This is a genomic window from Sphingomonas yabuuchiae (assembly GCF_001477495.1).
In the GTDB taxonomy this organism is placed as follows: domain Bacteria; phylum Pseudomonadota; class Alphaproteobacteria; order Sphingomonadales; family Sphingomonadaceae; genus Sphingomonas; species Sphingomonas yabuuchiae_A.
In genome coordinates this window covers 1-11,667 of sequence record NZ_LDTF01000054.1, presented here as the reverse complement: position 1 = coordinate 11,667, position 11,667 = coordinate 1, and the positions used below count along the sequence as shown (strand labels likewise).

The window sequence follows — 11,667 nt, the reverse complement described above, 5'->3', positions numbered from 1 at the left end:
CCGGAGTCCCGGCACCCGCCCCCACCGGTGCGGTTCGCCCGGCGCGGTGATCCGGACATGACGAAGACGCCCTCCGGCTTTGGTCGGGGGGCGTTTTTGTTTGCGGATCGGGTGGGGCATGGCCTTCGATTTCGGCGCAAAGCGCCGAAGTCGAAGGCCAAGGGAATCGGGAACCTTCGCCCCTCCCACCCTTTAGCCCCTCCATGCGCTGGCTTCGATCGCTCGACATTCCGGCCGAATGGCTGTGGCTTCAAAACCTGACGATCATTGCGGTCGCGATCCTGGTCGCGGTGCTGGTGCACAGCGTCGCCATGCGGATCGCCGGACACGCCGCGCGGCGGACGGCCAGCCAAAGCGACGATCTGGTCCTCGCCCATGTCCGCCAGCCGCTGCGCTGGGTCGCGATCGCCATTGCGGTCAGCTTCGCGATGCGCCTCGTTCCGATGTCGAGCGACGGACGCGAAATCTGGCGGCAGGCCCTCGGGTTCTGCGTGCCCGCCCTGCTCGGCTGGCTGGCGGTATCCGCGCTGCGCGCGCTTCAGGGTGTGGTCTATCTCCGCGCCGACATCAGCGTGGAAGACAATCTACGGGCCCGGCGCAAGCGGACGCGCGCCCAAATATTGGGGCGGATCGGCATCTTCCTGATCGTGTTCCTGACCGTCTGCCTGATGCTGTTGAGCGTGCCGGGCATCCGCACCATCGGCGTCACGCTGATGGCCTCGGCGGGTATTGCTGGTCTGGTCGTCGGTGCCGCCGCGCAGCCCGCACTCAAGAACCTGATCGCGGGCGTGCAGATGGCCTTTACCGAGCCGATCCGCCTCGACGACGTGGTCATCATCGACAATGAATGGGGACGGATCGAGCAAATCCACCTGACCTTCGTGGTGGTGCGTATCTGGGACGAGCGGCGGCTGGTCGTGCCGGTCGCCAAGTTCCTGGAGAACAGCTTCCAGAACTGGACGCGTGAGACCAGCCAGTTGCTGGGATCAGTCTTCTGGTATCTCGATCCGGCGGCGGACATTCCCCGGCTGCGCGCGAAGATGGGCGAACTGGTCGAGGCGAGTACGCGCTGGGACCGGCGGTTCTTCAACATGCAGGTGACGGATGTGAAACCGGACTCGATCGAGGTGCGCGGGCTGATGACGGCGCGGGATGCCTCCACCGCGTTCGACCTGCGGTGCGAGATCCGCGAGGGGCTGCTGGAGTATATCCGGTGCGAGATGCCTGAGGCGCTCCCCCGGCGGCGGTTGGAGCACCATGCGCTAATTCCTCCCCTTGCAGGGGAGGTGGCAGGGCGAAGCCCTGACGGAGAGGTGTCACCCTCTCGATAGCGGGACACCCCTCCGACACGCTACGCGCGCCACCTCCCCTTGCAGGGGAGGAATATTTAAGACGCCGCCGCCTCGATCGCCTTGGCCTCTGCCTTCACCCCGTCCCCGCGCAGCGCGGCCAGGAACAGCTCGCACCACCAGAACACGTCCTCGCGCCGGACATTCTCGATCAGGCTTTCCCAGCGCCGGATACGCTCGCCGCGCGGCATAGCCAGCGCCTGGACGATCGCGTCGGACATTTCCTCGGCGCTGTAGGGATTGATGAGCACCGCCTCCTTCAACTGCTCGGCGGCACCGGCAAAGCGCGACAGGATCAGTACGCCGGGGTCCTCCGGATCCTGCGCCGCGACATATTCCTTGGCGACCAGGTTCATCCCGTCTCGCAAAGGCGTGACCAGCCCGATCCGCGCCGCGCGATAGATGCCCGCCAGCACGGGCCGCGGAAACCCCTTGTTGACGTAGCGGATCGGCACCCAGTCGATATCGGCATATTCGCCATTGATTCGCCCCGACAGCGAATCGAGATTGGCGCGAATCTCCTGATAGGTGTTCACCTTCTCGCGGCTGGGCGGTGCGATCTGGAGCATATAGACCAGGCCCCGCCGCTCCGGGTTGGATGCCAGGAAGCGCTCATAGCCCAGGAAGCGCTCGGCCAGCCCCTTGGAATAATCCAGCCGGTCGACGCCGACGATCAGGCTGCGGCCCGTCGCCGACATATACATGCGTTCGCGCGCGAACCGGGCGTCATGGCCGTTCGCGGCCTCCTCGAACTCCTTGGTCTCGATGCCGATCGGCGCGCGGATCGCCTGGATCGTCTTGCCGTTCCACGTCACCGCGCCATTCTCGCCGAGGGTCCCGCCCAGCTCCTTGGTCACATAGTCGCGGAAGCTGTCCAGCCAGTCCTCGGTGTGGAAGCCGACCACGTCATAGGCAAAGAGCGATTCCACCAGCTTGCGATGGCTGGGCAGCGACATCAGCAGCCGCACCGGCGGCCACGGGATATGCAGGAAGAAGCCCATCCGGTTCTTGAACCCCCGCTTGCGCAGGTCGCGGCCCAGGGGGATCAGGTGATAGTCATGCACCCAGACCAGATCGTCGGGCTCGATCAGCGGCTGCACCGTCTCGGCGAAACGCTCGTTGACGCGCGCATAGCCCGAATCGAAGTCGCGCTCGAACTCGGTCAGGTCGATCCGATAGTGGAACAGCGGCCACAGCGTCCGGTTGGCATAGCCGTTATAATATTCGTCGATATCCTGCTCTTCCAGGTCGATGGTCGCGGTGGTGACGCCGCCGCCCTGCTGGAAGTTGATATGGCCGTTGAACTGGTCGGTGGTCTCCCCCGACCAGCCGAACCAGATGCCGCCCTGTTCGCGCAAGGCGGCGAGGAGTGCGACCGCCAGCCCGCCCTGATTTCCGCCCGGCCCGGTGGTGGGCGGCTGGACCCGGTTCGAGATGACGATCAGGCGGCTCATCGCACGGCACTCCATGGTTTACTCAGCAGGACGGCGCAGTTGATCAGGCCGACCAGCGAATAGGTTTGCGGGTAATTCCCCCACAGCTCGCCCGTATTGGGGTCGATATCCTCGGACAGAAGCCCGGCGGGGGTACAGCGCGCCACCATCTCCTCGAATAGCGCGCGGGCGTCCTCGTGACGCCCGGTAACATACAACGCCTCGATCAGCCAAAAAGTGCACACATTGAAGGCGGTATGCGGAAGCCCGAAGTCGTCCTCGGTGGCATAGCGCAGCATGTGGCTGCCCCGGCGCAGGCCCTTTTCGACCGCATCGAGCGTCGAGCGGAAGCGGGGATCGTCGGGCGACAGGAAGCGCAGGTCGAGCAGCTGGATGATGCTGGCGTCCAGATCGTCGCCGCCGAAGGTCGCCGACATGCGCTGCGTCTCGGGACGCCACGCTGCCTGCTCGATCGTCTCGCGCATCTGGTCGGCGCGCTCCTGCCAGAAGGCGCGGCGTTCCTCCAGGCCCAGTGCCTGCGCGGCATTGGCCAGCCGATCGCACGCCGCCCAGCACATCGCCGCCGAGTAGGTGTGGACGTGGCTCTTGGTGCGGAGCTCCCACAGCCCTGCGTCCGGCTGGTCATACTTGGCCCAGGCCCGCTCGCCGACGCGTTCGAGTGAGTGGAAGTCCTCGACGCCCGACATGCGGAACAGGCGCGTGTCGAAGAAGGCCTGCACGTCGGACAACACGATCTGGCCGTATGCATCGTGCTGAATCTGCTCATAGGCCTGGTTGCCGACGCGCACCGGGCCCATGGCGCGGTAGCCGGGCAGCTTTTCCTCGATCCGCTCGACCAGGGTCGCCTCGCCGCCGACGCCGTAGAGCGGCTGGATATGCCCGCCACGCGCCGCATCGACGATGTTGCGCAGATATTCGAGATACCCTTCCAGCACGTCGAGCGCACCCAGCCGGTTGAGCGCCTGCACCGTATAATAGGCGTCGCGAATCCAGCAGTAGCGATAGTCCCAGTTGCGCCCTGAATCGGCATGTTCGGGCAGCGAGGTGGTCAGCGCGGCGACGATGGCGCCTGTTTCCTCATGCTGGCACAGCTTCAGCGTGATGGCGGCGCGGATGACGACGGCCTGCCACTCGACCGGGGTGGCGAGGCCGCGCACCCAGTGATGCCATTCATGGGTGGTCCGCTCCAGCATGGCGCGGCTCGCCTCGCTGAGCACGCCCGCAAAGCTTTCGTCCGGGCCGAGGAACATGTGGATCGGGCGCTCGAGGCGGAACCATTGTTCGGCGGCGATATGGCCGACCGGCGCGTCGGTGGTCAGGCGCAGCGTCTGCTGCGTCATCAGATAGCGGATATGGTTGGACCCTTGCGTCCGCTCGGTGGGCGTGCCCCAGTCGGTCGCGACGCGCAGGGCGATGCGGATACGGGGGGAGCCGATGGGGCGCACGATCCGCACATAGCTGGTCGGGCGATAGACGCGGCCCTCGCGCGAGAAGCGCGGGCAGAAATCGGTGATCTCGATGCCGTTGCCCCGGTCGTCCATATGCGTGGTGACCAGGATCGGGGTGTTGCGTAAGTAACCCTGCGTGGTTGAGACCCGGTCCTCCAGGTCGATCGCCCAATAGCCCGTCTCCGGCTCGCCATCGCCCAGCAGCGCGCAAAAGGCCGGGTCGCCATCGACGCGCGGCACACAGCCCCAGACGAAGCGGCCTGCCGAATCGACCAGCGCGGAAACCTGGCAATTGCCGATCGGCCAGAGGTTCATGTCCTGTTGCATTACTTGGCATTCTCCAGCGCTTGGGCGAGCCATATATGGACGGCGGCGACATCGGGCAGGCGGTAACGGGCAGCGGTCTCGCGCATCGGGCCGACCAGCACGCCCGCGCCGCCCAGGGCGGCAGCGGCAACGAAGCCGTCCTCGTCGGTGACGTCGTCGCCGAAGAAGATCGGGACCGTGCCCTGCATCGCGGGGGCCTGCATCAGCGTCTCGATCGCCCGGCCCTTGTCGCCGGGCAGGCGGATCTCGACCATCATCTTGCCGGGTTGCAGGGTCAGGCCGTGACGTTCGGCGATGGCGGTGGCTTCGCGGATCGCGAGCGGTTCGGCTTGCGGATTGCGGCGGTAATGAAGGCCCGCGCCGAAGCTCTTGGTTTCGAAATACAGGTCATGAGCCTCGGCGACCATGCGCATCTCATCCGTCGCCGTGGCCAGGTGAGGGGGCTTGTCGGGCTGGACATGGCCGTCGTCGGGCGAGCGGCGTTCGGCACCATGGCTGCCCGCGAGGGTGAAATGCTGGGCCTGGGGGCCGAACAGCGCATCTAGCTGCGCGATCGAACGGCCGCTGACGATGGCGAGACGGCCCGGCATATGTGCGGCCAGCGCATCCAGCCGGTCGGCGAGTTCTCGGCTGACATGCACCCCCTCCGGATTGTCGGCGAGGTCGACCAGCGTGCCGTCGAAATCGAGGAACAGGCTGTCCGTCACGGACAGGCGGGGCGGGGGTGGGGCGAGGTCGACCGGCATGGGCGAAAGCATAGCGGATGCGGACATGCCGAGTGAACCCATCCCCGCCGCTCGCGTTCCGCTGCGCTGCCGAAATGATTACAGTTTGGAGGACGACCGTCGTACCAAGCGCACCCCCTCCCGCAAGCGGGAGGGGGATGGGGGGAGGGCTCTCTCCCCGGGGGACATCGCTTGTGGCTTTTCCCTCCCCCAGCCCCTCCCGCCTGCGGGAGGGGAGCAAGAAGGGGCGCGCCGAACGACCCGAAAACAAAAAAGGGCCGGCGATCGCTCGCCAGCCCCTCTTTTCCGAACCGTGAAACCGGGCCTCAGTACACCCGCTTCTTCGGCTTGATATACTCGATATCGTCGGTCAGCGTGTAGTCGTGCACCGGGCGATAGTCGATCTCGACCCCGCCGCCCTGGCCGCCCCAGCCGTCGAAGGTCGCGACGGTGTGCTTCATCCAGTTGGCGTCGTCGCGATCGGGGAAGTCCTCGTTCACGTGCGCGCCGCGGCTTTCCTTGCGGTTCAGCGCCGATTCCATCGTCACGACCGCCTGGCTGATCAGATTGTCCAGCTCCAGCGTCTCGACCAGATCGGTGTTCCAGATCAGCGAGCGATCCTTGATGCCGATGTCCTTCATCCGGCCATAGGTGGCGCGGATCATCTGGCGGCCTTCGGTCAGCAGCTCGTCGGTGCGGAACACGGCGCAGTGGCGCTGCATCGTCTTCTGCATCTCGCTGCGCACCGACGCGGTGGTCGAGCTGCCGGCGGCGTTGCGGAAGTGGTCCAGGCGACCCAGCGCCAGCTCTTCCGAGCCCTTGGGCAGCGGCGCGTGCGGCGTGCCGGGCTTCAGCGTGTCCTTGATGCGCAGACCGGTCGCGCGACCGAACACGACAAGGTCGATCAGCGAGTTGGAGCCCAGGCGGTTCGCGCCGTGCACCGACACGCAGGCCGCTTCGCCGACCGCGAACAGGCCGGGGACGACCGAATCCGGGTTGCCGTCCTTCAGGCGCACGACTTCGCCGTGATAGTTGGTCGGGATGCCGCCCATATTATAGTGGACGGTCGGCGTGACCGGCAGCGGCTGGCGGGTCAGGTCGACACCGGCGAAGATCTTGCCGGTTTCGGTGATGCCGGGCAGGCGCTCGGCCAGGACCTTCGGGTCGATATGGTCGAGATGGAGGTAGATATGATCCCCCTCCTTGCCGACGCCGCGCCCTTCGCGGATTTCCATCGCCATCGAGCGCGACACGACGTCGCGGCTGGCGAGGTCCTTGGCCGACGGCGCGTAACGCTCCATGAAGCGCTCGCCCTCGGAGTTGGTCAGATAGCCGCCTTCGCCGCGTGCACCCTCGGTGATGAGGACGCCCGCGCCATAGATGCCGGTCGGGTGGAACTGCACGAACTCCATGTCCTGGAGCGGGAGCCCTGCGCGCAGCACCATGCCGCCGCCGTCACCCGTGCAGGTGTGCGCCGAGGTGGCCGAGAAATAGCAGCGACCATAGCCGCCCGTCGCCAGGACGACGTTATGCGCGCGGAAACGGTGGATCGAGCCGTCTTCCATGCACAGCGCGATGACGCCCCGGCAATTGCCCTGATCGTCCATGATCAGGTCGAGCGCGAAATATTCGATGAAGAAGTCCGCATCATACTTCAGCGACTGCTGGTACAGCGCGTGCAGCATGGCGTGGCCGGTACGGTCGGCGGCCGCGCATGTGCGCTGCGCAGGGGGGCCTTCGCCCATATTCTGCATCATGCCGCCGAACGGGCGCTGATAGATCTTGCCCTCTTCGGTGCGGCTGAACGGCACGCCCGCATGCTCCAGCTCGTACACGGCGGCGGGCGCCTCACGGCAGAGATATTCGATCGCGTCCTGGTCGCCCAGCCAGTCCGACCCCTTGACGGTGTCGTACATGTGCCAGGTCCAGTGGTCGGGGCCCATATTGCCCAGCGACGCGGCGATACCGCCCTGCGCGGCGACCGTGTGGCTGCGCGTCGGGAACACCTTGGTGATGCAGGCGGTCTTCAGACCCGCTTCGGCGATACCCATGGTCGCGCGCAGGCCCGAGCCGCCCGCACCCACGACGACGGCGTCATAGGTATGGTCGATGATCTTGTAGGCGGCAGCAGACATTATGCAGCGGCTCCAAAGGCGATCTTGAGGATCGAGAAGATGGCGATGGCGGCGATCGTGAAGACGAACAGGTTCATGACGACGAGCAGCGCGACCCGGTTCTGGTCCTGCTCATAATCCTCGATCACGACCTGCAGGCCCAGGCGCATGTGATAGAAGATTGATGCGACCAGCAGGACCATCGGGATGGCGGCCCAGGGGTTGGACAGCCACAGATGCATCGCGGCGTAATCGAACGAGGGCTGGCGCAGGATCGAGATCAGCAGCCACACGACGAGCAGGAAGTTCGATCCCGCCGTCAGGCGCTGGTTGAGCCAATGATGGGTGCCCGACTTGGCCGAGCCCAGGCCGCGCACGCGGCCGATTGCGGTTCCCGAACGCATCACTTGATCCCCAGATAGAGCCAGAAGGCCACCGTCATCACGACCGCGAAGATCATGGTGGCCTGCGCCTGCAGCTTGTTCGACTTCAGCTCGAAGCCCGCGCCCACGTCCATGAACAGGTGGCGGATGCCGTTGGCCATGTGCTGGAACAGGCAGGCGGTCAGGCCGATGCCGACCACATAGCCGATGATGTTCAGCCCGCCCGACTGGACGGTGAAGACGTCGCGGAACGTCGCATAGCTTTCCGGACCTGCGGCGACCGCCGCCAGGAACCAGACGAGAAGCGCCGCACCCACGGTCGCCATGCCCGTGCCGGTGGCACGATGCAGGATGGAGACCAGCATGTTGGGGCCCCATTTCCAGATCTGGAGGTGCGGGGAGAGCGGGCGTGCGGTGTTGCGGGCGGCCAAGGGCAGATCCTCGAACAGTCTAAAGTCGGGCTGGTTTGCGGATACGCCTATGATGAAGACGCCGACAGGATGCAAGTCGCGAGGCGAGATTAGCGACCTCGGCCGGTCATGGCGGCAGGGCCTGCCCGGCGGCTAACCCGCCTTTAACGCTTTTTGCGCCAGAATCAGCGGCATCACGTTCCGATTGCCTGAACGCGGGAGCCGCTATGCCCGAACGGGAAAATATTGTTGCCAGGACCGATCTTCCGCCGCCGACGGAGATTACGGCGGGGATCGACCTCGAGGCGCGGGTTCGCGCCTTCGACGGGGGTGACGGCGCGCTGACCCGCCTGGCCGCCGATCTATGGCCCGCCATCGAGCCGCGCGCCGACGAGGTGATCGAGGCCTATTGGAGTCACTGGCGCACCGCCAATCCCGGAGCGCCCGAGTGGACCAAGCTGGACCGCGAGCGGCAGCTGACGGCCGGGCGCGCCTATCTGCGCAACCGATTCTGCCATCTGTCGGGACGCGACTGGGTCGAGTCGCTGGGGCGTTCGGTCGCGTCCGCCTATGCCGCCGGGGTGCCGCCGATGGAGGTGCTGGCCATGTCCTGCGCCAGCGACCGCGCGGCGCTGAAGGTGTTGCAGGAATCGGTGTCGCCCGACGATCCCCGCCGCGAGGTGATGATCGACACGCTGCTCCGCCTGTTCGGCATGGAGACCGAACTGACCGTCGAACTGTTCGCGGGCTTTCGCGAATGGAGCGCCGAACGCGAACGCGAGCGGCTGGCGGGCGATTTCCGCAACGGCATCTCGTCGGTAGTGGAGAATGCCAGCGTCGAGGGCCGCGACCTGCGACGCCAGGCACAGGAGGCCTCGCTGTCCACGCGCGGGATGCTGGGCAAGTCGAGCGAAGTCGCCGCCGCCGCCGAACAGTCGGCCGTCGCGATGCGCGAGGCGGCACAGACCGCCGCCGGGCTGATCCGCGCGATCGAGGATGCGCGGACCGAGGTCGACCAGGCCGCCGATGTCGCCAACCGCGCGGCCGACCAGGCGGGGCAGGCAGTCGGCATGTCGGAGATGCTTTCCGACCATGCCAAGTCGATCGAATCGATTCTGGGCCTGATCCGCGACATCGCCGGGCAGACCAACCTGCTCGCGCTCAACGCCACCATCGAGGCGGCGCGCGCGGGCGATGCGGGCCGGGGCTTCGCGGTCGTCGCCCAGGAGGTGAAGAGCCTCGCCAGCCAGACCGCCCGCGCGACCGACGACATCGCGACCAAGATCGCCGCCATCCAGGCCGCGACCCGCTCGACGGTCGAGACCAATGCCTCGATCAAGGCGACGGTCCATGAGGTGCAGGTGTCGGCCGAGCGGATCCGCCATGCGATGGAGGCGCAGGCGCAGACCGTCACCGCGATCACCGCCGCCGTCGACGAAACGGCGCTGGCCGCCGACTCGATGTCGCACACCATCGCGGCGATCCGCCAGGATACCGAGCATGTCGCGCAGGAGATCGACCGGGTCGGGCGTGGCTTCGACCATCTCGACACGCAGCTGGGCGACCTGAAGACCAGCGCCAGCCAGTTCGTCGCGCGGGTCGCGGCCTGAATCATCCTCCCCGGCACGGGGAGGGGGACCGCCGCAAAGCGGTGGTGGAGGGGGCGTGCGGCAAGGGACGTCTCATGTAGGGCTCCCCCTCCGTCAGCGCTGACGCGCTGCCACCCCCCTTAGCGGGGAGGATCCATTCAGCCGGTTGACGCATCTCCCCGCGCCCGGCACGGGCGGGGGATGACGACGATATTGGTAACGGGCAGCAGCCGGGGCATCGGCGCGGCCATCGCATCGGCACTGGGAAACCTGCCCGACACGCGGGTCCTGGGCCATGCCACGCATAGCGGCCCTGCTGCGAACCTGGCGGCGGACCTGTCGGATCCCGAAGCCCCCGCCCGACTCTGGGCCGCCGCGCTGACCGAAGCGGGCGGCGCGATCGACGTCCTTGTCAACAATGCCGGGATTTTCGAGGCCAGCCCGCTCGACGCCAACGACTGGTCGGACAGCTGGGCACGGACCATGCAGGTCAACCTGACCGCCTCGGCCGAGCTGTGCCGTCTCGCCGTGCTGCACTGGCAGGAGCGGGGCGTCGGCGGGCGGATCGTCAATATCGCCAGCCGCGCCGCTTACCGGGGCGACTCGCCCGCGCACTGGCATTATGCCGCGTCCAAGGGCGGCATGGTCGCGATGACAAAGACCATTGCGCGCGGCTATGCGGCGCAGGGCATCCTCGCCTTCGCCGTCTGCCCCGGCTTCACCATGACCGGCATGGCGGACGATTATCTGGCGAGCCGGGGCGGGGACAAGCTGCTCGCCGACATCCCGCTCGGCCGGGTCGCCAGCCCCGAGGAGGTCGCCGCGACGGTCCGTTTTCTGTGCACCGACGCACCGCCTTCGATGACCGGCGCGGTCCTCGACGTGAATGGAGCCAGCTATGTCCGCTGACAGCTGGAAGCTGACCCTGCCCTGCACTCGCGACGAGGCTGAGGCGATCGATGCCGCCGACGACCTGGCGATCGAGGCGGTCATCATGACCACCGAGGAGGTGGAGGACGACCGCGAGCATTGGCGGCTCGACGCCTATTTCGAGGCCGAGCCCGATGCCGCCACCATCGCCGCGATCCGCGCGCTTGTGCCGAGTGCGGGCGACCATCCCGCCACGGTCGAGCATGTGCCCGCGCAAGACTGGGTCACGATGAGCCAGGCGGGGTTGGAGCCGCTCTCGGTCGGGCGCTTCTTCGTCCACACCGGTGACGAAGTAGTGCCGGAGGGTTTGCGCGGCTTTCACATCCCGGCTGGCCGTGCTTTCGGCACCGGGCATCATGAGACGACCAGCGGTTGCTTGGCGATGCTCGATGCGATGGCTTCGGGCACGGTGACGAACGCCATTGATGTCGGCACCGGCACCGGCCTGCTCGCTTTTGCTGCCCGTCATATTTGGCCCGAGGCGAAGATCGTCGCGACCGATATCGATCCGATCGCGATCGACGTCACCGCCGAGAATGCGGCGATCAACGGCGTGGACGGCGTCGAGCTGATCGTCGCCGACGGTGCGCTCGCCGATCCGATCATGGCGGCGGCCCCCTATGATCTGGTCATCGCCAATATCCTTGCCGGGCCGCTGATCTCGATGGCGCCCGAGCTGGCCGCCATCGCGGGGCCGGAGGCGACCTTGGTGTTGGCCGGCCTATTGGAGACGCAGCGTGCCGATGTAGTTGCCGCTTACGAGGCCTGCGGTTGTGCGCTGGAGACGGTCGACCGGCGCGGCGACTGGAGCGTGCTGCGGCTGCGGGCGGGTGCGGAGCGGTTCGTGCCGAACGCGCCGTTCGATCCCAAGGGGCGGGATGGCTGGGCGCTGGATATCTGATCCGGTAAACCACTTTTCTTCTCCCCTCCCGCAGGCG

Annotated in this window: 10 protein-coding genes; 4 read left to right on the top strand and 6 right to left on the bottom strand. The window is 66.8% G+C overall.

What is annotated here, in order from left to right; genetic code table 11:
* Window positions 1-203: 203 nt before the first annotated feature.
* Window positions 204-1,331 (top strand): mechanosensitive ion channel family protein, encoded by a 1,128-nt coding sequence (locus tag NS355_RS10840; protein WP_058745734.1) that lies wholly within the window; start codon window positions 204-206, stop codon window positions 1,329-1,331.
* Window positions 1,332-1,387: 56 nt separating this feature from the next.
* Here the strand turns inward: NS355_RS10840 and NS355_RS10835 are convergent, their stop codons facing one another.
* The 6 genes from NS355_RS10835 to sdhC form a co-directional block, all read right to left on the bottom strand.
* Window positions 1,388-2,803: an alpha,alpha-trehalose-phosphate synthase (UDP-forming) gene (locus tag NS355_RS10835; RefSeq protein ID WP_058745733.1), complete on the bottom strand. Its 1,416-nt coding sequence runs from the start codon at window positions 2,801-2,803 to the stop codon at window positions 1,388-1,390.
* On the bottom strand, window positions 2,800-4,566 hold the full coding sequence (locus NS355_RS10830) for a glycoside hydrolase family 15 protein (protein WP_420893933.1): 1,767 nt from the start codon (window positions 4,564-4,566) through the stop codon (window positions 2,800-2,802). The genes NS355_RS10835 and NS355_RS10830 overlap by 4 nt, the downstream gene beginning before the upstream one ends.
* Before the next feature lie 11 nt (window positions 4,567-4,577).
* On the bottom strand, window positions 4,578-5,351 hold the full coding sequence (otsB, locus tag NS355_RS10825) for a trehalose-phosphatase (protein WP_244489652.1): 774 nt from the start codon (window positions 5,349-5,351) through the stop codon (window positions 4,578-4,580).
* A gap of 278 nt (window positions 5,352-5,629) precedes the next feature.
* On the bottom strand, window positions 5,630-7,438 hold the full coding sequence (gene sdhA, locus NS355_RS10820) for a succinate dehydrogenase flavoprotein subunit (RefSeq protein ID WP_058745731.1): 1,809 nt from the start codon (window positions 7,436-7,438) through the stop codon (window positions 5,630-5,632).
* A complete protein-coding gene (gene sdhD, locus NS355_RS10815) occupies window positions 7,438-7,821 on the bottom strand; it encodes a succinate dehydrogenase, hydrophobic membrane anchor protein (RefSeq protein WP_058745730.1) in 384 nt (127 codons plus the stop codon). The genes sdhA and sdhD overlap by 1 nt, the downstream gene beginning before the upstream one ends.
* Complete coding sequence (gene sdhC / locus NS355_RS10810; RefSeq protein ID WP_056433601.1) at window positions 7,821-8,231, bottom strand: succinate dehydrogenase, cytochrome b556 subunit; 411 nt, start codon at window positions 8,229-8,231, stop codon at window positions 7,821-7,823. The genes sdhD and sdhC overlap by 1 nt, the downstream gene beginning before the upstream one ends.
* A 206-nt stretch (window positions 8,232-8,437) precedes the next feature.
* Between sdhC and NS355_RS10805 the strand changes: the two genes are divergently transcribed.
* The 3 genes from NS355_RS10805 (at window position 8,438) to NS355_RS10795 (ending at window position 11,630) form a co-directional block, all read left to right on the top strand.
* Window positions 8,438-9,820, top strand: a complete 1,383-nt coding sequence (locus tag NS355_RS10805; protein ID WP_058745729.1) for a methyl-accepting chemotaxis protein — start codon at window positions 8,438-8,440, stop codon at window positions 9,818-9,820.
* Window positions 9,821-10,000: 180 nt separating this feature from the next.
* On the top strand, window positions 10,001-10,708 hold the full coding sequence (locus NS355_RS10800; RefSeq protein WP_058745728.1) for an SDR family NAD(P)-dependent oxidoreductase: 708 nt from the start codon (window positions 10,001-10,003) through the stop codon (window positions 10,706-10,708).
* Window positions 10,698-11,630, top strand: coding sequence for a 50S ribosomal protein L11 methyltransferase (locus NS355_RS10795; protein WP_058745727.1), 933 nt, complete (start codon window positions 10,698-10,700; stop codon window positions 11,628-11,630). The genes NS355_RS10800 and NS355_RS10795 overlap by 11 nt, the downstream gene beginning before the upstream one ends.
* The last annotated feature ends 37 nt before the right edge of the window (window positions 11,631-11,667 follow it).

Bases quoted from the DNA above. Each gene is read 5' to 3' on its own strand.
- NS355_RS10840 (WP_058745734.1), top strand. From the start codon at position 204: ATGCGCTGGCTTCGATCGCTCGACATTCCGGCCGAATGGCTGTGGCTT.
- NS355_RS10835 (WP_058745733.1), bottom strand. From the start codon at position 2,803: ATGAGCCGCCTGATCGTCATCTCGAACCGGGTCCAGCCGCCCACCACC.
- NS355_RS10830 (WP_420893933.1), bottom strand. From the start codon at position 4,566: ATGAACCTCTGGCCGATCGGCAATTGCCAGGTTTCCGCGCTGGTCGAT.
- otsB (WP_244489652.1), bottom strand. From the start codon at position 5,351: ATGTCCGCATCCGCTATGCTTTCGCCCATGCCGGTCGACCTCGCCCCA.
- sdhA (WP_058745731.1), bottom strand. From the start codon at position 7,438: ATGTCTGCTGCCGCCTACAAGATCATCGACCATACCTATGACGCCGTC.
- sdhD (WP_058745730.1), bottom strand. From the start codon at position 7,821: ATGCGTTCGGGAACCGCAATCGGCCGCGTGCGCGGCCTGGGCTCGGCC.
- NS355_RS10805 (WP_058745729.1), top strand. From the start codon at position 8,438: ATGCCCGAACGGGAAAATATTGTTGCCAGGACCGATCTTCCGCCGCCG.
- NS355_RS10800 (WP_058745728.1), top strand. From the start codon at position 10,001: ATGACGACGATATTGGTAACGGGCAGCAGCCGGGGCATCGGCGCGGCC.
- NS355_RS10795 (WP_058745727.1), top strand. From the start codon at position 10,698: ATGTCCGCTGACAGCTGGAAGCTGACCCTGCCCTGCACTCGCGACGAG.